The sequence below is a fragment of the Mycolicibacterium iranicum genome, assembly GCF_014190915.1.
In the GTDB taxonomy this organism is placed as follows: Bacteria; Actinomycetota; Actinomycetes; order Mycobacteriales; family Mycobacteriaceae; genus Mycobacterium; species Mycobacterium iranicum_B.
In genome coordinates this window covers 1-25,502 of sequence record NZ_JACHVU010000005.1, presented here as the reverse complement: position 1 = coordinate 25,502, position 25,502 = coordinate 1, and the positions used below count along the sequence as shown (strand labels likewise).

The following is a 25,502-nucleotide window of genomic DNA, read 5'->3' as shown; positions in this document are numbered from 1 at the left end:
CGTGACAATCGTGGACTTATTCGAGGATCGCGTGGCGCTGCCGCCCGAGGGCGAGCTCGGCATCGTCGAGATCGGCACCCTCAAGCTGGAGAACGGCGAGGTGATCGAGGACGCCGTGATCGCCGTGCAGCGGTGGGGCGAGCTGTCGCCCGAACGGGACAACGTCGTCGTGGTGCTGCACGCGCTGACCGGCGATTCGCACATCACCGGTCCGGCCGGACCGGACCATCCCACCCCGGGATGGTGGGACGGCGTCGCGGGGCCGGGTGCACCGATCGACACCGACAGGTGGTGCGCGATCTCGACCAACGTGCTCGGCGGCTGCCGCGGCTCGACAGGGCCGAGTTCGGTTGCCCCCGACGGGAAGACGTGGGGCTCCCGCTTCCCGGTGATCACCGTGCGTGACCAGGTCGCCGCGGATGTGGCCGCCCTTGAGCGGCTCGGCATCACCGAGGTCGCCGCGGTGATCGGCGGATCCATGGGCGGCGCGCGGGCTCTGGAGTGGATGGTCACCCATCCCGACAGCGTCCGGTCGGCCCTGGTGCTCGCCGTGGGTGCCCGCGCGACCGCCGACCAGATCGGCACGCAGAGCACACAGGTCGCGGCCATCAAGGCGGACCCGAACTGGTGCGGCGGCGACTATCACGACACCGGCCGCTCCCCCGGCACCGGGCTCGAGATCGCCCGGCGCTTCGCCCATCTGACCTATCGCGGGGAGACCGAACTCGACGACCGGTTCGGCAACGACGCGCAGCCCGGCGAGGACCCGTGCACCGGCGGCCGCTACTCGGTGCAGAGCTACCTCGAATACCAGGGCCGAAAGCTGTTGGCCCGCTTCGACGCCGGTACCTACGTGGCGCTGACCGACGCGCTGTCGAGCCACGACGTGGGTCGCGGCCGCGGCGGGATCGCCGCCGCGCTGCGCGGGTGTCCGGTGCCCGCGGTGGTCGGCGGGATCACCTCCGACCGGCTGTATCCGCTGCGCCTGCAGGCCGAGATCGCCGACCTGCTGCCCGGTTGCGAGAGTCTGGACGTCGTCGACTCGGTGTACGGCCACGACGGGTTCCTCGTCGAGACCGACGCGGTCGGCGCGCTGATCCGGCGGACGTTGGAGCTGGCGTCCCGGTGACCGACGTCCCTGATCGGCGTTCACTGTCGTTCGGTGCGGAGGCGGCTGCCTACGAGCGGGGTCGCCCGTCCTATCCCCCGGAGGCCATCAACTGGCTGCTGCCCGACGGCGCGCGCGACGTGCTCGACCTCGGCGCGGGCACCGGCAAGCTGACCACCCGGCTGGTGGAGCGGGGACTCGACGTGACCGCCGTCGACCCGATCCCCGAGATGCTCGAACTGCTCAGCTCGTCGCTACCGGAGACGCCGGCGCTGCTCGGCACCGCCGAGGACATCCCGCTGCCCGACGACAGTGTCGATGCGGTGCTGGTGGCCCAGGCGTGGCACTGGTTCGACGAGGAGCGGGCCGTCAAGGAGATCACCCGGGTGCTGCGGCCCGGCGGGTCGCTGGGCCTGGTGTGGAACAACCGCGACGAACGACTGGGCTGGGTCAAGGATCTGGGCACGATCATCGGACACGAGGTAGATCCGTGGAGCCAGTCGGTCGCCCTGCCCGCGCCGTTCACCGCCGTCGAACGCCGCCAGGTCGAGTGGACGAGCTACCTGACGCCCCAGGCCCTGATCGATCTGGTGGCGTCACGCTCGTACTGCATCACCTCACCCGAGCAGGTCCGGGCCCGCACGCTCGACCGTGTCCGCGAGCTGTTGGCCACCCACCCCGCGCTGGCCAACAGCACGGGCCTGGCGCTGCCGTACGTCACGGTGTGCGTGCGGGCGACACTGTCGTAGCGATGCCGGGCTGGCTGGAAGCCGGATGGTGGGGCCTCGTCGCGGGCGGGGCGCTCGTGGTCGGCGCCGCTATCGCCTGGACGGTTCGCGTGCCCCCGCGCATCGTCGCCACCGTCATGGCGTTCGGTGCGGGGGTCCTGATCTCGGCGTTGGCCTTCGACCTGGTGGACGAGGCCGAGCGCAGCGGCGGGCTGCCGGCCACTGCCCTGGGCTTCGTGTCCGGCGCCACCGCCTACGTCCTGGCCAACGCCGTACTGTCCCGCTACGGTGCCCGCCACCGCAAACGTTCACACGGCCGCCAGCCGACCGAAGAGCAGTCCGGCGGCAGCGGCACGGCGATCGCCGTCGGCGCGCTGCTCGACGGGGTACCGGAGTCGGTCGTCCTCGGCATCACGCTGATCGGCGGTCAGGGTGTGGGCCTGCCGATGCTGGCCGCCGTGTTCATCTCGAACCTGCCCGAGGGATTGTCGAGCGCAGCCGGGATGAAGCAGGCGGGCCGCAGCGCGCGGTACGTCTTCGGCGTCTGGATCGGCATCGCCGTGATCAGCGGTGTGTCGGCGACCCTGGGCTACGTGCTACTGGCCGGGGCGTCGCCGTTCGTGGTCGCGGTCATCACCGCCGTCGCCGCGGGCGCGATCCTCGCCATGATCGCCGACACGATGGTGCCCGAGGCGTTCGACGAGGCCCACCTGTTCACCGGTCTCATCACGGCCATCGGTTTCCTGACGGCCTTCGCGATCGAGCGGATGGGCTAGCTGGTGCCCAGCGGATCGATCGTCCACGCGATGTAGAGCATCACGGCGCTGACCGACGCGGTGGTCACGAAATCCACGGTGCGGCTGCGCACCGCCAGCAGCCCCACGCGGTCCTCCGACAGTGCCAGTCGCAGCGCCGCGGCGACTCCGACACCGATCGACATGACCAGCGCGCCGCGCCGCCAGTAGCCCGTGGCCACCAGGACGAACGCCGCGACCAGGAAGAGGCCGACCACCAGGATCGGCCACTGCCCGCCGAAGAACTTGCGCGCGAACTCCGTCACTCAGGCCCTTGGCTCTTCGCGCAAGGCTCATCGCCGGCCCTTGGCTCTTCGCGCGGGCGCCCATCGCCGGAAGCTTCGGCCCGTTCGACGACATTGGTCAGCAGGAACGCCCGCGTCAGCGGTCCGACGCCACCGGGATTGGGTGACACGTGCCCGGCCACCTCCCACACCCCGGGATGGACGTCGCCCACGAGCTTGCCCGCGTCATCGCGGCTCACGCCCACATCGACGACCGCCGCGCCGGGACGCACCATGTCGGCGGTGACCATGTGCGAGACCCCCGCCGCGGCGATGATGATGTCCGCCTCGCGGGTGATCTCGGGCAGGTGCCGGGTTGCGGTGTGGCACAGCGTGACCGTGGCGTTCTCCGACCGGCGGGTCAGCAGCAGCCCCAGCGGGCGCCCGACGGTGACCCCGCGCCCGATGACCACGACGTGCGCGCCGGCGATCTCGACCTCGAAGCGGCGCAGCAGGTGCACGATGCCGCGGGGCGTGCACGGCAACGGCGCCGGCTCGTTGAGCACGAGGCGGCCCAGGTTGGTCGGGTGCAGCCCGTCGGCGTCCTTGGCCGGGTCGATCCGCTCCAGTGCCGCGTTCTCGTTGAGGTGTCTGGGCAGCGGCAGCTGCACGATGTAGCCGGTGCACTCCGGGTTGGCGTTCAGCTCGTCGATGGTCTCGTCGAGCGTGGCCTGGCTGATGTCGGCGGGCAGGTCGCGCCGGATCGAGTTGATCCCTACCTTCGCGCAGTCGGAGTGCTTACCCCGCACGTACGCCTGAGATCCGGGGTCGTCGCCGACCAGCACCGTGCCCAGTCCCGGTGTCCGGCCCGCCGCGGTCAGAGCCGCGACCCGCTCGGTGAGGTCGACGAAGATCTCGTCGCGCGTGGCCTTGCCGTCCAAAGTGATCGCACCCACGGCGATCATTGTGACAGGCTCCCCACATGACAGCCCCTCGCGATGTGTTCACTGCCGCCACGCTCGGCCCGATCTCACTGCGCAATCGCATCATCAAGGCCGCGACGTTCGAGGCCGCGACACCGGAAGCGCTGGTCACCGACGATCTGATCACCTATCACCGGCTTCCCGCCGCCGGCGGTGTCGGTATGACGACGGTGGCCTATCTGGCCGTCTCGCCGGGTGGGCGCACCGAGGGCAAGCAGATTTACTGGCGCACCGAGGCCATGCCGGGGCTGCGCAGGCTCACCGACGCGATCCACGCCGAGGGGGCGGCGATCAGCGCGCAGATCGGCCACGCCGGGCCGGTCGCCAACGCCCGCACCAACAGGGCGACGGCACTGGCCCCGGTCCGGTTCTTCAACCCGATGTCGATGCGCTTCGCCAAGCACGCCACCCGCGACGACATCGACGACATCGTCGCGGCGCACGCCGACGCCGCCCGGATGGCCATCGACGCCGGCTTCGACGCCGTCGAAGTGCATCTGGGCCACAACTACTTCGCGAGCTCGTTCCTCTCGCCGCTGATCAACCGCCGCACCGACGAGTTCGGCGGATCCCTGGCCAACCGTGCGAAGGTGGCTCGCGCGACGGTGCTCGCGGTGCGGCGGGCCGTCGAGAAGGCCGGCACGCCGATCGCGGTGACCGCCAAACTCAACATGGCCGACGGGGTGCGCGGCGGCATCTCCACCGAGGAGTCCCTGCAGACGGCGAAGTGGCTGGAAGAGGACGGCGGCCTCGACGCGATCGAGCTGACCGCGGGCAGCTCGCTGGTCAATCCGATGTACCTGTTCCGCGGCGATGCTCCCGTGAAGGAGTTCGCCGGCGCGTTCACGCCGCCCCTGAGGTGGGGCATCCGGATGACCGGCAAGAAATTCCTGCGCGAATATCCCTACCACGAGGCCTATCTGCTGCGTGACGCCCGCCTGTTCCGCGCCGAACTGAGCATGCCGCTGATCCTGCTCGGCGGGATCACGAACCGCGAGACGATGGATCTCGCCATGGCCGAGGGTTTCGACTTCGTCGCGATGGGCCGGGCACTGCTCGCCGAGCCCGACCTGATCAACCGCATCCACGCCGACGGCGCGCAGCGGTCGGTGCGGTCGGTGTGCACCCATTGCAACCAGTGCATGGCCACCATCTACAGCCACACGCACTGCGTCGTGACCGGGTCGCCGGACCGGCAGGTCAGTTCGGGGGTATGAGCGCCCTCGCGCACACCGCGACGATGTCGTCGGCGCCGGCCGGGATGGCCTGACGCGCCCTCAGGTGGCGCCGCACGATCGCCGCGGGCACGTCCATGACCGCGGCGCTGACCCGGCCGCCGTCAGCCGGGATCTCGGCGAGGATCTTGCGCAACTTGCGCTGCAACCGCTTCCGGCGCGCGGAGACAGCCTCGGGCCAGTCCCCGATGCCGAGCTCGTTCGGCCCTGCGAGCAACACCTGCGCTTCGACCGGATGGTCCCGGCACCACTGCAGGATGCACAGCGCACCGGCGACGCACCGCTGCTGCGGATCGCCGTCGCCCGACAACGCGCCGAGCAGATGCTCCTGGAAGCGCTCCTCGGTGCGCACCCACAGCTCGCCGCACAGCGCCGCCCTGGTCGGGAACCGGTGGTAGACCGAGCCGCTCGGCGCGCCGGTGCTGCGGGCCACCGCCGACATCGTCACTGCCGCAGGCCCTTCGGCGGCCAGCAGTTCCGCCGCGGCGTCGAGCAGGACATCGACGGTGTATCTGGCGGGCCGCGGCATTGCTCCACCTTAAAATAGAGGTTACTCTCCAATAAGAGAGGAGACGCCATGCATACCGTCCGGGATGTCGTGCAGCGCTTCTACCGCGCGCTGTCCGAGAGCGACGTCGACGCGTTATCCGCATTGCTCACAGACGATTTCGAAGGAACGGTCAGCGCAGGCATGCCCCACGGCGTAGGTGGCGAACACCACGGGCGTGTCGCGATGATCACCGGCGTGTGGGGGCGCATCGCCGCGGCCTACGACGTCGACGTCGTACCCGGCGAGTACCTGGGGGCCGACGCCGACGGCGGCCGCATGGTCGTGCTTGGCAACTACCGCGGTCGGGCCCGGGATGCGCCGGAACGCGTCGACGCGGCGTTCGCTCACGTGATCACCGTGGAGAACGGGCAGATAACGGCGCTGCAACAGATCACCGACACCGTCAGGTGGCACATCCCGGCCTAGGCACCTACCGATACAGTTGGTCGCGATGTTTAAAGTCGCCGCCGGAGCGGCCCTGTGAGCCGCCCAGGATCCCCTGCTCTGACCGTTCGGTACGACGGATCCACACGAACCTTCGCGGCCGGCAACGACGTTGTCGTCGGCCGGGACCTGCGTGCCGACGTCCGGATCGCCCACCCGTTGATCTCGCGCGCCCACCTGGTGCTGCGCTTCGATCAGGGCCGGTGGATAGCGATCGACAACGGCAGCCTCAACGGCATGTACGCCAACGGCAGGCGCGTGCCCGCCGCGGACATCTCCGACGGTGGCCAGATCCACGTCGGCAACCCCGACGGTCCGCTGCTGACCTTCGAGGTGGGTCGCCACCAGGGCACGGCCGGCACCCCGCCGCCCACGACCGCCATGCCGGTCGCGCACCGCCCCAGCGCCACCTGGCCCGCGCAACAGCCGCCCCCGACCGGCCGCCCGCCGGCACCTCGCCCGCAACCGGGGTCCATGAGCGGCCCCTACCAGCGGCCGCCCACGTCGGCGCCGCAGCCGCACGCCACCGCGCAGTCGCGGCCCGCCCCGGCGCAGCCGATCTCGGCACCGGCGATGGACCCCGTTACGGTCATGGGGCCCGCCGCGGCACCGCGCTCCGGCGGCGACGGCAACATCGCCACGAGCATGCTGAAGATCCTGCGTCCGGGCAGGCCTGCGGACGTGCCGCCCGGTTCGATCAAGATCGGCCGCTCGAGCGACAACGACATCGTCATCCCCGACGTGCTGGCCTCGCGCCACCACGCCACGCTGATCCAGGGACCCTCGGGGACCGAGATCCGCGACAACCGCAGCATCAACGGCACGTTCGTCAACGGTTCCCGGGTCGACAGCGCGTTCCTCTCCGAGGGCGACACCGTCACGATCGGCAACGTCGACCTGCTGTTCCGCGACGGCACACTGGTCCGGCGCACCGAGACCGCCGCCGCGACGGCCACCGGCGGCCTCGACGTCCACGGCGTCACGTGGACCATCGAGAACAACAAGACCCTGCTGGACAACATCTCGATGTCCGCACGGCCGGGAACACTGACCGCGGTGATCGGGCCGTCGGGTGCCGGCAAGTCCACCTTCGCGCGGCTGGTCGCCGGCTACACCCACCCGACCACGGGTCAGGTGTCGTTCGAGGGGCACGACGTGCACGCCGAGTACGCCTCGCTGCGCTCCCGGATCGGCATGGTGCCGCAGGACGATGTGGTGCACGGCCAGCTCACGGTGCGCCAGGCGCTGATGTACGCCGCCGAGCTGCGGTTGCCGCCCGACACGACCAAGGCCGACCGCGAACAGGTCGTCAACGAAGTGCTCGAAGAGCTGGAGATGACCAAGCATCTCGACACCCGCGTCGACAAGCTCTCCGGCGGTCAGCGCAAGCGCGCCTCCGTCGCGCTGGAACTGCTGACCGGCCCGTCGCTGCTGATCCTCGACGAGCCGACCTCCGGGCTGGACCCGGCGCTGGATCGTCAGGTCATGACGATGCTGCGCCAACTGGCCGACGCGGGCCGCGTCGTCCTCGTCGTCACCCACTCGCTGACCTACCTCGACGTGTGCGATCAGGTGCTGCTGCTGGCCCCCGGCGGCAAGACGGCCTTCTACGGTCCCCCGAGCCAGATCGGCGCGTCGATGGGGACCACGAACTGGGCCGACATCTTCAGCTCCGTGGCCGGGGACCCCGACGCGGCCGCGCAGCGCTACCTGGCCCAGCACGGGCCGCCACCGCCCCAGCCACCCGCGCTGACGCCCTCGGAGCTCGGCAACCCGACCCGCACGAGCCTGCGCCGGCAGCTCTCCACCATCGCCCGGCGCCAGATCCGGCTGGTGGTCTCCGACCGCGGCTACTTCGCGTTCCTCATGCTGCTGCCGTTCATCATGGGCGTGCTGTCGCTGTCGGTTCCCGGTGACGTCGGCTTCGGCGTGCCCAAGACCGCGATGGAGGGCGGCGAGGCGCCCAACGAACCGGGCCAGATCCTGGTCATGCTCAATGTCGGCGCGATCTTCATGGGCACCGCGCTGACGATCCGCGCATTGATCGGCGAGCGGGCGATCTTCCGTCGCGAGCAGGCTGTCGGCCTGTCCACGTCGGCCTATCTGATGGCCAAGGTCGTGGTGTTCACCGCGTTCGCGATCGTGCAGGCCGCGATCGTCACGACGATCGCGATCATCGGCAAGGGTTTCGGCCCAGGGGCTGTCGAGAGCGGTTCGGTGATCGGCAACCGCAGCATCGAGCTGTTCGTCGACATCGCCGTGACGTGTGTGGCCGCCGCGATGGTCGGGCTCGCCCTGTCGGCGCTGGCCAAGTCTGCCGAGCAGATCATGCCGCTGCTCGTGGTCGCGATCATGAGCCAGCTGGTGTTCTCCGGCGGCATGATCCCGGTGACCGACCGCCTCGTGCTGGATCAGATGTCCTGGTTCACCCCCGCCCGTTGGGGATTCGCCGCGTCGGCATCGACCGTCGACCTGATCCGGTTGGTGCCGGGTCCGCTGACGCCGCAGGACCGCCACTGGGAACACAATGCGGGCACGTGGCTTTTCGACATGGGAATGCTGGCGCTGATCAGCATCGCCTACCTCGCCCTCGTGCGGTGGCGGATCCGCCTCAAAGCCGCCGGCTAGCTGTGAACGTGCTGTGCGCACGAAATTGGTTGAATTGCACAGCAATCGCCTTCGGATTCCGTACGCTCGACGCGGGGCTGAAGGGGGAAATCAGTTGTCGGACACCGAAGCAGCACAGCGCGCGGCCGCTATCGACGCCGCGCTGGCCGAAGTGCAGCAGTGGGGCGTGGACCGCTTCCGGCTCGAAGGGGTCGCGCAGCGGGCGAAGCTGAGCCCGGACTACGTCCGCCGGACCTGGGCCACCGAACAGGAACTCATCGCCGAGGCGTTGCTGCATTACAGCAAAACGATGATGACGCTGCCCGACACCGGTTCTCTGCACGGTGATCTCGTCGAGCTCGCCCTGGCCCTGGCCGGGTACCTCAACGAACCGGTCGGGCGCAGGATCTCGCGCATGCTGGTGATCGACAGCAGGTCCGAGGCGGTCGATCCGAACACCCGCGGCCACTTCTGGAGCGTCCGACGGGACATGGTGGAGTGCATCTTCCGGCGCGCGAGCGAGCGGGGCGAGTTGAGGAGCGACGTCAAACCGATCGTTGCGCTGCAACTGCTGACGTCGCCCCTCCACACCTTCGCGCTGTACTCCAATGACCCCATCAGCCCGGAGTACTGCCGGACGATCGCGGATCTGGTGACACGCGCGATCTCTCCCGACTAACCCAGAAGCCAGTCGTTCGGCGAGAACAGCTCGCAGTGCACCCGCCCGCCCGCGATGCCGCGGTCGGCCAGTTGTGCCCGCACCGCCTGCACGAAACCGTTGTTGCCGCACAGGTACACCTGGGCGTCGCCGGGGATGTCGACCGCGCAGATGTCCATCCGTCCCCGGTGCACGCCCGGGCCGTCCTCTACTCCGTCCTCGTACCACGTCTCCAGACGCGCCCCCGGCAGCGCGGCACTCAGCAGCTGCTGCCGGTCCCGCAGCGGGTGCACGGCCGGGTCGCGATCGGCGTGCAGCACCTGCACCTCGGCGTCCGGCGCGGACGCGGCGAGGTGTTCCAGGATGCCGATCATCGGCGTCACGCCGATCCCGGCCGAGATCAGCACCAGCGGCGTCGCGCCGTCGGGGGCCGGCAGGTCGCCGAACGGCACGGTGACGTCGAGGATGTCACCGACGCGGACGTGGGCGGTGATCCAGGAGGACACCTCGCCCGCCGGCTGCCCGGCGACCGCATCGACCGGCCTGACCGCGAAGGTCAGCTCGGCGGCCCCCGGGGCGTTGACGAGGCTGTACTGCCGCAGCTGCCGCGCCCCGTCGGGCATCGTCACGCCGACCGAAACGTACTGTCCGGGAACGAAACCGCGGAACGGTTCGCCGGTGGGGCGCACGGTGAGCAGCACCGCGCCCGACGGGTCGTCGACGCGGGAGACGACCGTGGCGCGGCGGTAGACGTCACCGGGCTCCACACCGGCCTCGGCGTAGAGGTCACGCTCGAGCGCGATCAAGGTGTCGGCCATGATCCAGAAGACGCGATCCCACGCCTCGGCGACCTCGGCGGTGACCGTGTCCGCCCCGAGCACGTCGACGATCGCGGCGAACAGGTGCTCGTGCACGATCGCGTACTGATCGGCGGTCACGCCGAGCGAGGCGTGCTTGTGCCCGATCCGGGACAGCAGCTCGGCGGGGTGCGGCAGTGCGGGGTCGACGAGGTGGGCGGCGAACGTCGCGATCGAGGCCGCGAGTGCGCGCTGCTGGGCGCCCTGCTTCTGGTTGCCGCGGTTGAACAGGTTGCGCAGCAGTTCCGGGTGGGCGGCGAACATACGCCGGTAGAACTCCGTGGTGATCTCGTCGATGTGTGCGCCGATCAGCGGGAGCGTCGCGGAGACAGTTTGTGCGTGAACGGGTTCCAGTCCGGCGGGGGCGGCGGTGACGGTCATCGGCTTCCTTCCATTGCAGGTACGTCACCGACGCTACTAATTGCGCATTTCACATGCGACTTTTGCGGCTATGGGGTCAAACACGCGACGACGTGCGGTTTTTTGACCTGCAGGGATACGGTTTCAGCCGCCGATGTCAAGGCCGTGAGCGGCGGCGAACGCGATCGCCTGGTCGATGTCGACCTTGGCGCCGCGCACAGCGGCCGTCGTCCAGAAGGTGGGGTCCACGCGCGCCCCACGAAGGTCGGCACCCTCGACCTTCGCGCCCTGTACCCGGGCGCCGGTCAGGTCGGCTCGGGCCAGCACCGCCTCGCGCAGATCGGTACCCACCAGACTGGTTTCGCGTAGACGACAGTCCGACAGATCGGCCTTGCGCAGATCGACATTGGCCAAGACGGCGAGCGTGAAGTCCACCTCGATCACCGTCAGCGGCCGCAGCCGACATTCCGCGAACGACGAACCCAGAAAACTACAGTGCCGAAACGTGCTGTGCCACAGTGATGTACGACGGAACGTGCAGTTGCGGAACGCCGACCCGGTGTGGTCGGAATCGGAGAGGTCGGCCCCGGTGAAGTCACATTCGGTGAACACGACCCGCTCGGTGCGCAGGCGGCTCAGGTCCTCGTCGCGGAAACTGCGACCCTCGAATTCGCGATCGGCCTCGTGGGCGTTCATCCTCAGCCCGTCGGCGCGAGCCGGCTCAACGCGTACTCGGTCACAGCGATCAGTGCGGCCTTGGCGGACTCACGACTGCGCGCGTCGACGGTCGTCATCGGCACGTGCTCGGACAGGGCCAGCGCCGTGCGCACCGCGGGCAACGGATGGCTCGGGGCGCCGTCGAACTCGTTGACGGCAACCAGGAACGGCAGGTTGCGGGCCTCGAAAAAATCCACCGCCGCAAAGCTGTCCTCCAGCCGGCGGACGTCGACCAGGATGATCGCGCCAATCGCCCCACGAATCAGGTCGTCCCACATGAACCAGAACCGGCGCTGCCCCGGCGTGCCGAACAGGTACAGCACCAGGTCCTCGTCGAGGCTGATCCGGCCGAAATCCATGGCGACCGTGGTGGTCGACTTGTCGGGGGTGGCCTCCAGCCCGTCCACCCCCTGCGAGGCGTTGGTGACCAGCGCCTCGGTGCGCAGCGGCACGATCTCGGACACCGCGCCGACGAACGTCGTCTTGCCGGCGCCGAAGCCGCCGGACACGACGATCTTCGTCGAGGCCGATCTAGAGCGCCCTGAGGCCACGCAGTGTCCTTCCGATCAGTTCCCGTCGTTCGTCGGCCGTCGAGGCCTCGCCAAGGGTGGCGTGCACCCGCACGTAACCCTGCACCACCAGATCCCCGACCAGCACCCGCGCCACGCCGAGCGGCAGTGAGAGATGCGCGGCAATCTCGGCCACAGAGGGACGCTCGGCACACAGCCACACGATCTGTCCGCGCACGTCGTTGCCCGGCCAGTGGGCGGGCTGGGCCGGGCTCACGACGCCGATCGGCGCCTCCAGCGGCAAGGACACACCGGTGTCCGTGCGTCCGGCTGTCAGCGTGTACGGACGTACCAGGCTCGGCCCGGGTTCCCGCCTTTCGTGTGCGCCCATCGCCGACTCACGAGTGCTGGGGCGCGCGCCGGCGCGACTGCACGACCGCACCGACGCGTTCCACGAGGATCGCCATCTCGTAGCCGATCTGCCCGATGTCGCAGCTGCGGGCGGCCAGGACAGCGAGGTTGGAGCCGTCGCCCACCCGCATCAGCAGCAGGTATCCGTTCTCCATCTCCACGACCGACTGCAGCACGTAGCCGCCGTCGAACAGCTGGGCAGCGCCGGTCGAGAGGCTGGCGAGCCCCGATGCCACCGCCGCGAGTTGGTCGGCCCGCTCCTGCGGGATGTGCTCGCTGGCCGCCATCAGAAGGCCGTCGGCCGACACCAGGATCGCGTGGGACACCCCGGGCACCTCGCGGGCGAACCGGGCGACCAACCAGTCCACGTTCTGCGCCGTCATGACGTGGCCGGGCCTCCCGTTTCGAGGGCGTGCCTGCGGCCGGCGTGGACGCCGCCGAAATGGCTGCCGATGCTGGCCCGCAGGGCCTCGGGATCGCGCGCGGGTACCGCCTGCTCGTCGCCCGGTTGCGCGTTCGGCGCCGGTGGCCGCTCGTCGGCGTGCCCGGGCACCAGCCGCGCACCGGGCCGGCGGACCGGCAGGCCTTCGGCGGTGTGGTCGTGGACAGGCGCGGCCTCGGCAGCTTCTGCGGCCGACCAGCCGTGGTCCCACACCGATCGCCAGTTCAGGTCGGTGCTCTGGGAGAGCTCGTGGGGATCGACGAGCCACTCCGACAGCATCTTCTGATAGATCGCGTCGTCGTCGAGGGCGGCGTGGCCGGCACGGGGTGAGGGCTCGTGCGCGGACTCCCTGGCGCCCTCCCTGGCCCCGAAGTACGCAGACACGTCGGTGCGCACGGGCGGCGCGGCGGGAACCGGTTCGGGGGCGGGCGGCTCGACGATCCCGCTGGCCCCGGGGCGGCGCTGGGGCAGCACTTCGGACGGCGGCTCTGGCGACGCCGCGACGATCACGGGTTCCGGGCTGCGCGAGGGAGTCGGCGCCGGGCCCTCGGATGCGCGGGCCGGCTCGGGCAGCTGCGGCGGCGCCGGCGTGGGACGGACCAGCAGTCGGCTCGGGATGTAGACGCCGGCGGTCGTGCCGGAGTCCGCCTGGCCGGCGACCGTGCTGCGCAGCCGCACCACCAGGCCGTGGTGGGCCGCCAGCCGACCGACCACGAACAGGCCCATGTGACGCGCCGTGTACGGGTTGACCTCGCCGCCGGACTCCAGCCGGGTGTTGGCCACCCGCAGGTCGGACTCGGTCATCCCCAGGCCTGTGTCGCTGACCTCGACGACGAGGCCGTTGTTTCCGGTCGGCACCGCCGAGACCCGCACCTGGGTGCTCGGCGGCGAGTAGCGCAGTGCGTTGTCGAGCAGCTCGGCCAGCAGATGCACGAGGTCACCGGCCACAGCTCCGTCGATCTCGCTGTCGGGCAGGCCGGAGGTCACGACGCGGGTGTATTCCTCGACCTCGGACGCGGCGGCGTTGACCAGCGCCGCGACCGGAACCGCCTCGGCCTGTTCGCGGGACATCTGGGCCCCGGCGAGCACCATCAGGTTGGCGCCGTTGCGGCGCATCCGGGCGGCCAGATGGTCCAGCTGGAACAGGCTCTCGAGCCGGTCGGGATCCTCCTCGTCGCGTTCCAGCCGGTCGATGAGGCTGAGCTGTTGGTCGACCAGCGACCGGTTGCGCCGCGAGAGTGTCTCGAACATGTCGGTCACCTGCAGCTGCAGGCGCGCCTGTTCGCCGGCGAGCAGGACGGCCTGCTGGTGCAGCTCGTCGACGGCGTGGGCGACCTGGCCGACCTCCTCGGTGGTGTGCACCGGGATGGGCTGAACGGTGAATTCCTTGCCGTCGCTGCGGACGTGCTCGACCTCGCGGGCCAGGTCTTCGTGGGCGACCGTGAGCGCGCTGTCGCGCAGGGTACGCAACGGCCGCACGAGCGAGCGAGCCACCAGCGTGACGAGGCCGAGCGCGACGAGGATCGCCGCTCCGGTCAGGGCGGCGTCGCGGATCGCCGCGGCCGTGGCGTCCTCGGCCTGCCGGGAGACGGTGGCCGGGATGTCCGCGACGGTCTGGGCGATCAGCCCGCCGGCGATGTCGGCGGTGATGCGCTGAGAAGCCAGCAGGTCGGGGTTGCCGACGAGCACCGTGCCCGGCTCCGACAGCAGGGACATCCGCCGGACCATCTGGGAACGCAGCTGATCGGCTTGCCCGGTCGCTCCCCCGAGGAAGCTGCCCATCGCGGTGACCGTTGCCGGTTCGGTGCCGGCCAACGTCACCATCGCAGCACGCAGAACCGGCTCGGGCACCTCGGCGCCCCGGGTCACGAGCATCTGCTGCATCGCCATCTGACCGCGCGCACCGACAGCCCGCGACAGCACGTCCGCCTCGGAGCGCACGCCTTCCTCGCCGGTGCCGACCAGGCCGGTGATGGCCGTTTCCGCAGTGATCAGCAGCGGCCCGTACGTCATGACCCTCGTGCGCAGATCGATCGTGCCCGCAGCGATCTTGTCGAGCAGGTTCTGCCCGGACTCCACCAGCGAGTTGACGGCCTGGCGGACGCTGTCGTCGACCTGCGCGGTGTCGAGGCGGTGCACGAGTTCTGACTTCGCGTCGTCGAACCGCGTCAAAGCAGCCGGGGCGTCGCCGCCGTCGGTGGCGGTCACCATCGCGTCCTCGAGGGCGGCCATGTAGTCGGCGACGGCGGGCACCATGTCGGCCCGCTCGGCGGCGTGCCGGAGGTTCTGGGCGGCGGTGGCGCTGCCGTACACCCGCAGGCCACCGAAGACGCAGGCCAAGACCAGTGGTACGAGGACGATGGCCAGCACCTTGATCCGCACCGGCCAGTTGGATGGCGCCCACCGGGACGGTCGCTTGTCAGGGCTCACGGCGGGCCGTCCCGTCGGTCGGGCGCGCGCAGATCACGGGTCGAGCGTCGTTCATAAGGCTTCCTGCGGATGGCGCCCACGACCGGGCGGGCCTGGCAATTGGACGAGTATGCCAGCCCGTCACTGCGGTTTCCACAAGAAAGGAGTTCCGCAAACTCGGTGACCGAGGCGAAGATTCGCTCGCCAGCAAATCGCTATTCGCTGTGTGAATTCAGCGACCGAATTCGGGCTGCGACACGAAAATGCCTCCGCCGAAACGCAAGAGGATCGTTATACCTTCGAAGTCGGAGGACGCGCAAAATAAGGAAGAATTAAGAACAGACGCCGCGTTTAACGGCGCCACGATGGGTAACCAGGCCCGCACAACGGAGGTGCGAAGATGGTTCGAAACGGTATTGAGGTTGCCATGTTGGCCGATGCCTCGGAGATCGGCGATTCCCCCCTGATGAGAGCGATGAGCAGCGAAGTGGTCGACCTCGACACCCTCGAAGGTCTGATCTCCATCGCCAGCTACGAGACCTGCCTGGATTGAGCCGGTAGAACTCACCGCCCGGGACACGTAACCTGCCACCGTGTTCCGGGTGCTGTTCTACTCGCCGCGCATTGCACCCAACACGGGCAATGCGATCCGCATGGTCGCCGGAACCGGCTGTGAGCTGCATTTGGTCGAACCCCTCGGCTTCGACCTTTCCGAACCCAAGCTGCGTCGCGCCGGGCTCGACTACCACGACCTCGCCTCGGTGACCGTGCACCCGGATCTGAGCGGCGCATGGTCTGTGCTCACCCCGGCCCGGGTCTTCGCGTTCACCGCGCACGCCACGACGTCGTTCGCCGAGATCTCCTATGCGCCAGGCGACGTGCTGATGTTCGGACCGGAACCGACCGGCCTGGACGCGGCCACTCTGGCCGATCCCCACATCACGGCGCAGGTGCGTATCCCGATGCTCAGCGGCCGGCGCTCGCTGAATCTGTCCAATGCGGCCGCCGTCGCCGTCTACGAGGCGTGGCGCCAGCACGGTTTCACCGGCGCCGTCTGACCCCTACCAGGTGTTCCAGTGCGTCAGCTCGTCGGCGGGCAGGCGCTTGGCTTTCTTGAAGTCGGTGCCCTTGGTGTAGGCGATGGGGAACAGTCCACCCTGTGCGTACTTCTCGAACGGAATTCCGAGAATCTCCGCAGCCTGCTTCTCACCTTCACCCATGAGGTGCAGCGTCGTCCACGCCGAACCCAGCCCCCGCGAGCGCAGTGCCAGCATGAAACTCCAGACCGCGGGCAGCAGTGATCCCCAGAACCCGGCGCTCATCCCCGCCGGTGCGCCGTCGGGTCTGCCCTCCAGGCACGGGATCATCATCACCGGCACCTCGTGCAGGCGTTCGTTGAGGTATTTCGCGCTGTCGACGACCAGCGGGGTGCGTTCGTCACGCACGTCGCCGTAGGTGGGTTTCTCGGCCTCGAGATACGGCGTGGCATTGGTGCGGTAGATCTCGGCGAGCGCCTGCTTCTTGGCGGGATCGTCGATGAACACGAATTGCCACCCCTGCGCATTCGATCCGGTCGGCGCCTGCAATGCGATGTCGAGACATTCGGTCAACACCTCTCGCGGCACCGGCTTGTCGAAATCCAGCCGCTTACGCACAGAACGGGTGGTCGTCAATACTTCATCGGCAGAGAGGTTCAGCGTCATTGTGCCGACACTACATTTGCAGGTGCGGCATTCGAATGTCCCGACGACACATCGCAACCATCCGCGCCTGCCCTGACGGACTCGGGCCGGACCCTAACGGAAGTCCCGGGACTTCGATCCGACCCGCAGGCTGAGCTCCCCCATCCGGTCGGCCACCACCGTGACCGCCCCGGTCGCGTTCTGCACGATGCCCCGGACCACGAGCGCCGAGGCGGACAGCGCGAGCTTGCGATGCCGCGCCCACACCCCTTGGGAACACAGCACGTTCACCATGCCGGTCTCGTCCTCGAGGTTCATGAACGTCACCCCCTGCGCAGTGGCAGGCCGCTGCCGGTGCGTCACCGCGCCCGCCAACAGCACCCGGGTGCCGTCAGGCAGCGACAGCAGCTGGTCGGCAGGCACCACGCCCATCGCCTCCAGGTCCTCCCGCAGGAACTCGGTCGGATAGCGGTCCGGCGACACCCCGGTCGCCCACACGTCAGCAGCCGTCAGCTCGAGCTCGGACATCCCCGGAAGCGACGGGACGTGCGACGCCGACCCCACTCCGGGCAGCCGGTCCGGACGCTCACTGGCCGCCGCCCCCGCCGCCCACAGACCTTCGCGTCGCGAGATGTCGAAGCAGCCGAGCGCACCCGCGGTGGCCAGCGCTTCGGTCTGCGGCACCGACAGCTGCACCCGTCTCGTCAGATCGGTCAGAGAACCGAAGGGGCCGTGAGCGTTCCGCTCCTCGACCAGCTTCTCGGCGAGGTCGTCCCCGATGTGGCGGACGCTGCCCATCCCCAGCCGCACGTCCATGCCCCCGTTCTCCAACGTGGCGTGGGCCAGGGAGGCATTGACGTCGGGCCCGTGCACGACGACGCCGTGCCTGCGGGCGTCGGCGACCAACGTCTGCGGTGAATAGAAGCCCATCGGTTGAGCACGCAGCAGTGCCGCGCAGAAGGCGGCGGGATGATGCAGCTTGAACCAGGACGAGTAGAACACCAGCGACGCGAAGCTCAGCGAATGACTCTCCGGGAAACCGAAATTGGCGAACGCCTCCAGCTTCTCGTAGATGCGCTGGGCCACGTCCCCGGTGATGCCGTGCAGGTCGGCCATCCCGTCGAAGAACCGCCCCCGGAGCCTGCGCATCTTCTCCGTCGAACGTTTCGAGCCCATGGCGCGGCGCAGCTGATCGGCCTCGGCCGCCGAGAACCCCGCGCAGTCGACGGCCAGCTGCATCAACTGCTCCTGAAACAGGGGGACGCCCAGGGTTTTCCGCAGCGCCGACTCCATCGACGGATGGTCGTAGGTGACCGCCTCCTGACCGTTGCGCCGCTTGATGTAGGGATGCACCGAGCCGCCCTGGATCGGACCGGGCCGGATCAGCGCCACCTCGACCACCAGGTCGTAGAACACCCTGGGTTTGAGTCGCGGCAGCGTGGCCATCTGCGCGCGCGACTCCACCTGGAACACCCCGACGGTGTCGGCCCGCTGCAACATCTCGTAGACCGCGGGCTCCGACAGGTCCAGCATGGCCAGATCGACCTCGATGCCCTTGTGCTCGGCGACCAGGTCGATGCAGTAGTGCAGTGCCGAGAGCATGCCGAGACCCAGCATGTCGAACTTCACCAAACCGATTGCGGCACAATCGTCCTTGTCCCACTGCAACACACTGCGGTTCTCCATCCGCGCCCACTCCACCGGGCACACGTCGGCGATCGGCCGGTCGCAGATCACCATTCCCCCGGAATGGATACCCATGTGGCGGGGCAGATTGGAGATCTGCATCGCCAGATCCACCACCTGCTCGGGGATATCCTCGACGTGGGTGGCATCGGCGAGGTTGCCCCACTGGCTGATCTGCTTGCTCCACGCATCCTGCTGCCCCTGCGAGAACCCCATCGCCCGGGCCATGTCGCGGACCGCGCTGCGGCCGCGGTAGGTGATCACATTGGCCACCTGCGCGGCGTACTCCCGCCCGTACTTCTGGTAGACGTACTGGATCGCGTCCTCGCGCAGGTCGGATTCGATGTCGATGTCGATGTCGGGAGGCCCGTCGCGGGCCGGCGACAGGAAGCGTTCGAACAGCAGCTCGTTGGCGACCGGATCGACGTTGGTGACCTTGAGCGCATAGCAGACCGCCGAGTTGGCCGCCGAACCGCGGCCCTGCGACAGGATGCCACTCTCCCGACAGAACCGCGTGATGTCTTGCACGACAAGGAAATAGCCGGGGAAGTTCAGCTGCTCGATGACCCGCAGCTCGTGCTCGATCTGGGTATAGGCCCGCGGCGCATGCTCGGGCGCGCCGTAGCGCTCGCGGGCACCCTCCATGACCAGCTGCCGAAGCCAGCTGTTCTCGGTGTGCCCGGCGGGGACGTCGAACGGGGGCAGCTTCGGTGCGATCAGCGAGAGACCGAAGGCGCACTGCTCGCCGAGATCGGCTGCGGCGGTGACCACCTCGGGACAGTGGGCGAACACCCGCGCCATCTCCTCCCCCGACCGCAGGTGCGAACCACCGAGCGGGGCGAGGTAGCCCGCCGCCTCGTCGACGGAGTTCCTGGCCCGGATCGCACCCATCGCCATGGCCAGCCGGCCGCGGGAGGGCTCGGCGAAATGTGCGGCGGTGGTCGCGATGACGTCGAGCCCGAACCGCGGCGCCAGAGACGCCAGCGCGGCGTTGCGTTCATGGTCGAGGGGATGACCGTGATGGGTGAGCTCGACGGTGACCCGGTCGCGGCCGAACCTGTCGACCAGATCGGCCAGCGCCGCTTCGGCGGCCTCCGGCCCGCCCCGGGTGAGCGCCTGGCGGACGTGGCCTTTGCGGCATCCGGTGAGGATCTGCCAGTGCCCGTCCGCCGCCTCGGTCAGGGCGTCGTAGTCGTAGCGCAGCACCCCTTTCTCGCCGCCGGCCAGGTGCGCCTCGGCCAGCTGTCTGGACAGCCTGCGGTAGCCCTCGGGTCCGCGGGCGAGCACCAGCAGGTGCGGCCCCGGCGGGTCGGGGACATCGGTGCGGGTACCTCCACCCAGGGACAGTTCGGCACCGAACACCGTGGCCACGTCGAGCTCCCTGGCCGCCTCGGCGAACCGCACCACACCGTAGAGCCCGTCGTGGTCGGTCAGCGCGATGGACTGCAGGTTGAGCCGGGCGGCCTCCTCCACGAGCTCCTCCGGGGTGCTGGCACCGTCGAGGAAGCTGTAGGCCGAATGCGCATGCAGTTCGGCGTAGGGCACCGTCCGCGCCGGTTCACGGTTCCGGAACTGCGGGGCCTGGTACTCCCCCCGCTTGCTCGACCAGGCCGGGCTGTCACCGCCGTCGCCGACCTGGGCGTCGATGGGCCAGCCGGCGCGACGGGGTTTGCCCTCGAGGACGCGCCGCATCTCGCCCCAGCTCGGCGGACCGGTGTGCCAACTCACCCCGCAATGCTATCGAACATGCGTTCGACTGTCAGGCGGTCTTGTCCTCGCCCGGCCAGTTGCCGTTCCCGTCGAAGCCGTCGCCGTCCTCTTCGAGGGTGGGCCTCAGTACGTACCGCACCTGGTTGCCGCCGGCCATCCTGGCCTGCTCGATGGCCTGCTTGGCGATGCCGATCAGTTTGTCGAGCACCTCGTCGGGAGGCTCGGCGGCCAGCGGCGGCAGAGGGGTGCACACCACGCCGATGCTCGCCGTCAACCGCTGCGGTGTCGCCGCGATCGCGCCGCGGATGCGTTCCACCAGTGGCGACGCGTCGGCGGTGGTGAACGTGTCGGCGATCAGGAAGTCGTCGTCGGAGACGTGGGCGACGATGGCGTTGTGCCGCACCGTCTCGCGCAGCGCCTGCCCGACCGTCACGCGGGCCCGGTTGCCGCCACCGGAGCCGGACAGTCCGAGCAGCAGCGAGAAGCTGTCGATGTTCACCGCGACGACCACGAGGTACTTGTCGTCGCTACGACTGCGTGAGGCGAGCAGCGTCGCGACCGAGCTGTAGAACGCGTCGCGGTGCAGCAGACCGGTCAGCTGCTCGATGTCGCCGTGGTGGGCGTCGGGCTGCAGCAGGCGGATCACCGCGCGGCAGGAGATGGCCACGAACACATTGAGCAGCACCACGATGACCAGGGCGCAGATCGCCACCGCGAGGTCGGTCGAGACGAGCCGGAACACCAGCACACCCAGCACCACCGCGCCGATAGCCCAGGTCAGGGTCAGCAGCCGGGGGGCGTGGAAACAGACCACGAACACGGTGAGCACCACGTAGGACGCCGTGCCGAGGAAACCGATGACCGGGTTGTTGACGATCAGGGCCGCGACCCCGACGCCCGCGGAGACACCGAGAACCGACAGCAGCGATTGCGCCCGGGTGGGCCAATGGTCGCGTAACCACAGGACGGCCAGAGCCAGCGAACCCAGCGCGATCGCGACCGCGGCGATCTTCTCACCGAGCGATTGCGGACCGAACGCACTCGCGATCAGTCCGACCGATACCAGGCCCACCACCGCGATACACAGCGCAACCAGGCGACATGTGGCGGTCTGGAGACCGCGGGCGGCGAGGATGGCTGTGAACCAGTAGTACTGGTCGAATCGCCACAGCGCAGGACCGAGCGCAGCAGCGGACGAATTCCGCAAACTGTTGAACATCGGCCCACCCCTGTCGAGCGCGCACCAGGTCCAGATCAAAAACCCCCGCGCATCGCGAAGGCTACCAGTACAGCAAACGAATGCCCAGCGTCAATATTTGCTACGCGAGATCACGTCACTGCTCGGCGAATTCGGCCTCGCCGTCCTTGAGCACCAGGCGGGCGTTCGACCCGTCCGCGGACGCCGCCTCGGTGCGGAAGACCGCCCGGCCCGACCCCAGTCGCCAGATCGACGTCGTCAACGTGTCCCCCGGGAAGACCGGCGAGGTGAAACGCGCCGCGACGGCCGTCACCTTGGTCGCGTCGCCGTCGCCGAGCTCGGCGACCAGCGCCCGTCCGGCCACACCATAGGTGCACAACCCGTGCAGGATGGGCTTCGGGAATCCGGCGAGCTGGGCAAACCACGGGTCGCTGTGCAGCGGGTTCCGGTCCCCCGAGAGGCGGTAGATCAGCGCCTGGTCCTCCCGGGTGGTCAGCTCCACGCGGGCGTCGGGGTCCCGGTCCGGCACCCCCGGCGCCGGCGGACGCTGACCCGGGGCTCCGCCGAACCCGCCCTCGCCGCGGATCACCAGCGTCGTCAGCGTCTCGGCCACCGCCTGCCCGGTGTCGGGATCGGTGCCCGTCGCCTTGAGCATGACCACCGCGTTCTTGCCTTCACCCTTGTCCTGGATGTCGGCCACCTCGCTGACGACCTCGAGTTTGCCGGACGCCGGCAGCGGCGAGAAAACGCGGATGCTCTGAGAACCGTGCAGCAGACGGCTGAAGTTGAAGGACCCGATCTTGGTCGCCGCCGCGAACGGTGAGCAGGCGATGATCGCGTAGGTGGGGAGCACCTGCTGGGTGACCTCGTGGCTGTTCTCGGTCGTGAAGGCCAGATCGGCCGTCCCCGCACCGACACCGAGGGCGTACAGCAGGGTGTCACGGTCGGTCCAGGTGAACAGCTGGGGCGGCGTGGTCGCACCAATGGCGTCGGGGTCGATCGGCATGGGGTGACAGTAGCGGTAGGCCCGCCGAACCGAAGATCACATCGGGATCGAACCCCGCGTCGACGTCGTCCATGGTTTGTTCGCGGCGATGGTGCGGTCAGCGCTGACGCAATCCGCGCCATCACACGGTCGTCAGGTCGCGGCCGGAGGTTTCACTGAGCTGCCACACCGCCAGGGCGGTGATCACCCCGCATCCGGCGGCCAGCATCACCAGTGGAGTACGGGAAACGCCGTCGGCGTGCACGCTGCTTGCGAGCAGTGGGGTGAACCCGGCACCCAGCAGCGCTGCGAGTTGGTAACCCATGGAGGCGCCGGTGTAGCGGACTGCCGTTCCGAACATCTCTGAGAACAGCGCTCCCAGCGGCGCGTACATCATCGACTGGATGACTTGGGCGATCACCATCGCGAGGATCAGGTACGTCTGAGAGCGGAGATCGACGAGTGCATAGAACGGCCAGGCGTACGCGATGATTCCGATCGCCCCGGCGAGAATGACGGTGCGCCGCCCGAGCCGGTCAGACAGCGCGGAGAACAACGGGATGGTGATCAGGCCCGTCAGCGAGGTGAAGATCAGTGCGGTCATCACATCGGTGCGGTGGTAACCGATCGCGGTGGCATAGCTGATCATGTACGTGGCTATCAGTGCCGTGAGAGCGAACGGTCCGATGCCTACCGCGCAGGCCAGGACCAGGGTCCGCGGCTTCTGCAGGATCTGGATGAACGGCAGCCCGCGCGTCGAGCCGGCGGGGTTCAGCTTCGCCTGCTCGAACACCGGGCTCTCGGTGATCGACAGGCGCACATAGATTCCGATACCCAGCAGCAGCAAGCTGACCAAGAAGGGCACGCGCCAGCCCCAGGACAGCAGATGCTCGTCGGGCAGCAGGGTGATAGCCGTGACGACGACGACCGATAGCAGGGACCCGATCGGTGACCCCATCTGCATCACCCCGTTCCAGAACCCTCGGCGGTCGGCCTCGGCGTGCTCGGTGACCATCAAGGTGGCCCCGCCCCACTCCCCGCCGATCGCGACACCCTGGATGATCCGCAGGGCCACCAGCAAGATGGGGGCCGCGACACCGATCGCCCCGTATGTCGGGAGCACACCGATCAGAAAGCTGGCCAGGCCCATCAGGCCCATCGTCAACACCAGCATCGCCTTGCGGCCTAGTCGATCACCGAAGTGGCCGACCAGGATTCCTCCAACCGGGCGTGCAACGTAACCGGCCGCCAACGTGCCGAACGCGGCAATGGTGGCGGCGGCCGGATTCGAGTCGGGGAAGAACACCAGACCGAAAACAAGCGCACTCATAGTGCCGTACACCAAGAAGTCGTAGTACTCGATTGCCGTCCCCAGCAGGCTCGACAGCGCAACACGTCGCAGCAGCGCGGAATCCGGTGCCGCCGATGCTTCTTTCACCGAGCCTCCTGACCGTTGACACCGCGACCGGGCTGTCGCACCGGCCGGCGCAGATGTCGATACGCTGCCGGCGGCTACCGGTGGCTGCCGGTGGCTGCCGGTGGCTATTGAAACTCACCTGTGCCCGGATGCCTGCCGATGTTCCACTGCCCGGGAGGTCGGAGACGGACACATCGAATCCCGGCCCACGGTGTGTCTTGAAGATCCGTTGAACGGCCTTCGGCGAACGGCCCGAGGCCTACCTCGTCAACGCGGCATCGGTGGCAGATCCTCAACCACCGCTCCCATCGACGAAATACGTTGCCGATCCGATTGTTCGGGAGACGGCCGGCATCGTGCCGATCTTTCCCTCACGGGGCCGGCCGCAGCTATGGCAGTCCCGGTCCGAATGCGTTGTGACACAAAGCCGTCCGAGAATACGGCGTCGTCAGGCTTTCGCGGCCTCGGCGTCCATCTCGCGTTTGATTTCGAGTGCGATGTCGATGAGCTGGTCTTCCTGGCCGCCGATGAGTTTGCGCTGCCCGGCGCGGTGCAGCAGCTTGTGCGCGGGCACCCCGTAGCGTTCGGACTGGCGGATGGCGTGCTTGAGGAAGCTGGAGTACACCCCCGAATACCCCATGATCAGGGCGTTGCGGTCCAGCAGGCACTCGGCCGGCATCGCCGGCGCGACGACCTCCTCGGCGGCATCGGCGATGTCGAAGAAATCGATCCCGGTCTTGACGCCGATCTTGTCGAACACCCCGATCAGCGCCTCGACCGGCGCATTACCTGCGCCCGCACCGAAACGCCGGCACGATCCGTCGATCTGCTTGGCCCCGGCCCGCACCGCCTCGATGGAGTTCGCGACCCCCAAACCCAGGTTCTCGTGACCGTGAAAGCCGACCTGGGCATCGTCACCGAGTTCGGCCACCAGCGCGGCCACCCGGTCCCGCACCCCCTCCAGCACCAACGCACCCGCAGAATCCACCACGTAGACACACTGACATCCCGCATCAGCCATGATGCGCGCCTGGGCGGCCAGCTTCTCCGGCGGGATCGTGTGGCTCATCATCAAAAAACCCACGGTCTCCAGCCCGAGTTCGCGGGCCAGCCCGAAATGCTGGATCGACACATCGGCCTCGGTGCAGTGCGTGGCGATACGACAGATCGACCCGCCGTTGTTCTGGGCCTCCTTGATGTCTTCCTTGGTGCCCACCCCGGGCAGCATCAGGAAGGCGATCTTGGATTCGGTGGCCGTCTCGGCGGCCAGCTTGATCAGCTCCTGCTCCGGAGTCTTGGAAAACCCGTAGTTGAAGCTCGACCCGCCCAGCCCGTCACCGTGGGTCACCTCGATGACCGGCACCCCGGCGGCGTCGAGCGCGGCGACGATCGCACCGACCTCGTCTTTGGTGAACTGGTGACGCTTGTGGTGCGACCCGTCGCGCAGCGACGTATCCGTCATCCGCACATCCCACATCGGGTTGAAATAGATCTCGCTCATGCGTGGCCCCCTGAAATAGTCTGCTCTTCGCGCAAGCGCTCATCGCTGGTGGCAGCGACCCTGTCCTTGGCGATCTCGTCGCCCACCTTGGCCGCTGCGGCGGTCATGATGTCCAGATTGCCCGCATACGGCGGCAGGTAGTCCCCCGCGCCCTCCACCTCGATGAACGTCGTCACCAGATGCTGACCGCCGTTGACCACCGACGGCTCGTCGAACTGCGGCTCGTTGAGCAACCGGTACCCCGGCACATAGGTCTGCACCTCGGCCACCACGTCCTTGATCGACGC

24 protein-coding genes and 1 pseudogene are annotated in these 25,502 nt (G+C 68.7%); 9 read left to right on the top strand and 16 right to left on the bottom strand.

Annotation, left to right across the window (positions count from 1 at the left end; genetic code table 11):
* The first annotated feature begins 1 nt into the window (after position 1).
* Genes metX through FHR72_RS13105 form a run of 3 tightly spaced genes read left to right on the top strand, consistent with a single transcriptional unit; the run spans position 2 to position 2,612 of the window.
* Complete coding sequence (metX, locus tag FHR72_RS13115) at positions 2-1,129, top strand: homoserine O-acetyltransferase MetX (RefSeq protein ID WP_183468555.1); 1,128 nt, start codon at positions 2-4, stop codon at positions 1,127-1,129.
* Entirely contained in the window at positions 1,126-1,857 is a 732-nt protein-coding gene (locus FHR72_RS13110) for a class I SAM-dependent methyltransferase (protein ID WP_183468553.1), read from the top strand. Before metX ends, FHR72_RS13110 begins: the two co-directional genes overlap by 4 nt.
* Before the next feature lie 2 nt (positions 1,858-1,859).
* A complete protein-coding gene (locus FHR72_RS13105; RefSeq protein ID WP_183468551.1) occupies positions 1,860-2,612 on the top strand; it encodes a ZIP family metal transporter in 753 nt (250 codons plus the stop codon).
* On the opposite strand, the gene FHR72_RS13100 is transcribed toward FHR72_RS13105, so the two are convergent.
* The gene (locus tag FHR72_RS13100) at positions 2,609-2,896 is read right to left on the bottom strand and encodes a DUF3017 domain-containing protein (RefSeq protein WP_183468549.1); all 288 of its coding nucleotides are present in this window, start codon (positions 2,894-2,896) and stop codon (positions 2,609-2,611) included. The genes FHR72_RS13105 and FHR72_RS13100 overlap by 4 nt on opposite strands.
* On the bottom strand, positions 2,893-3,810 hold the full coding sequence (locus FHR72_RS13095) for a bifunctional methylenetetrahydrofolate dehydrogenase/methenyltetrahydrofolate cyclohydrolase (RefSeq protein WP_311736141.1): 918 nt from the start codon (positions 3,808-3,810) through the stop codon (positions 2,893-2,895). The genes FHR72_RS13100 and FHR72_RS13095 overlap by 4 nt, the downstream gene beginning before the upstream one ends.
* Before the next feature lie 26 nt (positions 3,811-3,836).
* Here FHR72_RS13095 and FHR72_RS13090 point away from each other — a divergent pair, with 26 nt between their 5' ends.
* Positions 3,837-5,054 (top strand): NADH:flavin oxidoreductase, encoded by a 1,218-nt coding sequence (locus FHR72_RS13090; protein ID WP_183468547.1) that lies wholly within the window; start codon positions 3,837-3,839, stop codon positions 5,052-5,054.
* Here FHR72_RS13090 and FHR72_RS13085 read toward each other — a convergent pair.
* Positions 5,038-5,601, bottom strand: coding sequence for a TetR/AcrR family transcriptional regulator (locus tag FHR72_RS13085; protein ID WP_183468545.1), 564 nt, complete (start codon positions 5,599-5,601; stop codon positions 5,038-5,040). The two genes, FHR72_RS13090 and FHR72_RS13085, sit on opposite strands and share 17 nt — an antisense overlap.
* Positions 5,602-5,649: 48 nt before the next feature.
* On the opposite strand from FHR72_RS13085, the gene FHR72_RS13080 reads away from it, so the two are divergent.
* The 3 genes from FHR72_RS13080 to FHR72_RS13070 all read left to right on the top strand — a co-directional run bounded on the left by FHR72_RS13080 (position 5,650) and on the right by FHR72_RS13070 (position 9,352).
* A complete protein-coding gene (locus FHR72_RS13080; protein ID WP_183468543.1) occupies positions 5,650-6,048 on the top strand; it encodes a nuclear transport factor 2 family protein in 399 nt (132 codons plus the stop codon).
* 54 nt (positions 6,049-6,102) lie between these two features.
* Positions 6,103-8,694, top strand: a complete 2,592-nt coding sequence (locus tag FHR72_RS13075; protein WP_183468541.1) for an ATP-binding cassette domain-containing protein — start codon at positions 6,103-6,105, stop codon at positions 8,692-8,694.
* Between the two features lie 94 nt (positions 8,695-8,788).
* Positions 8,789-9,352 carry a TetR-like C-terminal domain-containing protein gene (locus tag FHR72_RS13070; protein WP_183468539.1) on the top strand — a complete coding sequence of 188 codons (564 nt, stop codon included), beginning with the start codon at positions 8,789-8,791 and terminating at the stop codon, positions 9,350-9,352.
* Here FHR72_RS13070 and FHR72_RS13065 read toward each other — a convergent pair.
* From FHR72_RS13065 to FHR72_RS13040, 6 genes are all read right to left on the bottom strand, one after another.
* The gene (locus FHR72_RS13065; RefSeq protein ID WP_183468537.1) at positions 9,349-10,569 is read right to left on the bottom strand and encodes a globin domain-containing protein; all 1,221 of its coding nucleotides are present in this window, start codon (positions 10,567-10,569) and stop codon (positions 9,349-9,351) included. The two genes, FHR72_RS13070 and FHR72_RS13065, sit on opposite strands and share 4 nt — an antisense overlap.
* Positions 10,570-10,692: 123 nt before the next feature.
* Positions 10,693-11,244 (bottom strand): pentapeptide repeat-containing protein, encoded by a 552-nt coding sequence (locus FHR72_RS13060; RefSeq protein WP_183468535.1) that lies wholly within the window; start codon positions 11,242-11,244, stop codon positions 10,693-10,695.
* A gap of 2 nt (positions 11,245-11,246) precedes the next feature.
* Positions 11,247-11,816: a GTP-binding protein gene (locus FHR72_RS13055; RefSeq protein ID WP_183468533.1), complete on the bottom strand. Its 570-nt coding sequence runs from the start codon at positions 11,814-11,816 to the stop codon at positions 11,247-11,249.
* Entirely contained in the window at positions 11,797-12,165 is a 369-nt protein-coding gene (locus FHR72_RS13050) for a DUF742 domain-containing protein (RefSeq protein WP_183468531.1), read from the bottom strand. The genes FHR72_RS13055 and FHR72_RS13050 overlap by 20 nt, the downstream gene beginning before the upstream one ends.
* A gap of 7 nt (positions 12,166-12,172) precedes the next feature.
* A complete protein-coding gene (locus FHR72_RS13045; protein ID WP_183468529.1) occupies positions 12,173-12,568 on the bottom strand; it encodes a serine protease inhibitor in 396 nt (131 codons plus the stop codon).
* Entirely contained in the window at positions 12,565-15,057 is a 2,493-nt protein-coding gene (locus tag FHR72_RS13040) for an ATP-binding protein (RefSeq protein WP_183468526.1), read from the bottom strand. Before FHR72_RS13040 ends, FHR72_RS13045 begins: the two co-directional genes overlap by 4 nt.
* Positions 15,058-15,463: 406 nt before the next feature.
* Between FHR72_RS13040 and FHR72_RS26550 the strand changes: the two genes are divergently transcribed.
* The gene (locus FHR72_RS26550; protein WP_260156019.1) at positions 15,464-15,589 is read left to right on the top strand and encodes a hypothetical protein; all 126 of its coding nucleotides are present in this window, start codon (positions 15,464-15,466) and stop codon (positions 15,587-15,589) included.
* A gap of 40 nt (positions 15,590-15,629) precedes the next feature.
* Complete coding sequence (locus FHR72_RS13035; RefSeq protein WP_183468524.1) at positions 15,630-16,094, top strand: tRNA (cytidine(34)-2'-O)-methyltransferase; 465 nt, start codon at positions 15,630-15,632, stop codon at positions 16,092-16,094.
* A 3-nt stretch (positions 16,095-16,097) separates the two neighbouring features.
* On the opposite strand, the gene FHR72_RS13030 is transcribed toward FHR72_RS13035, so the two are convergent.
* From FHR72_RS13030 to FHR72_RS13000, 7 genes and pseudogenes are all read right to left on the bottom strand, one after another.
* Positions 16,098-16,739 carry a nitroreductase family protein gene (locus tag FHR72_RS13030; RefSeq protein WP_183468522.1) on the bottom strand — a complete coding sequence of 214 codons (642 nt, stop codon included), beginning with the start codon at positions 16,737-16,739 and terminating at the stop codon, positions 16,098-16,100.
* A 93-nt stretch (positions 16,740-16,832) separates the two neighbouring features.
* Complete coding sequence (locus tag FHR72_RS13025; protein WP_183468520.1) at positions 16,833-20,132, bottom strand: error-prone DNA polymerase; 3,300 nt, start codon at positions 20,130-20,132, stop codon at positions 16,833-16,835.
* A 31-nt stretch (positions 20,133-20,163) separates the two neighbouring features.
* Positions 20,164-21,333 (bottom strand): GGDEF domain-containing protein, encoded by a 1,170-nt coding sequence (locus tag FHR72_RS13020; RefSeq protein ID WP_183468518.1) that lies wholly within the window; start codon positions 21,331-21,333, stop codon positions 20,164-20,166.
* Between the two features lie 115 nt (positions 21,334-21,448).
* Complete coding sequence (locus FHR72_RS13015) at positions 21,449-22,318, bottom strand: MaoC/PaaZ C-terminal domain-containing protein (protein ID WP_183468510.1); 870 nt, start codon at positions 22,316-22,318, stop codon at positions 21,449-21,451.
* Positions 22,319-22,439: 121 nt separating this feature from the next.
* Positions 22,440-23,735, bottom strand: coding sequence for an MFS transporter (locus FHR72_RS13010; protein WP_183468508.1), 1,296 nt, complete (start codon positions 23,733-23,735; stop codon positions 22,440-22,442).
* 427 nt (positions 23,736-24,162) lie between these two features.
* A complete protein-coding gene (gene dmpG, locus FHR72_RS13005; protein WP_183468506.1) occupies positions 24,163-25,215 on the bottom strand; it encodes a 4-hydroxy-2-oxovalerate aldolase in 1,053 nt (350 codons plus the stop codon).
* Positions 25,212-25,502, bottom strand: a pseudogene (locus tag FHR72_RS13000) (hypothetical protein); the annotation flags it as partial. The pseudogene FHR72_RS13000 and the gene dmpG, both read right to left, overlap by 4 nt.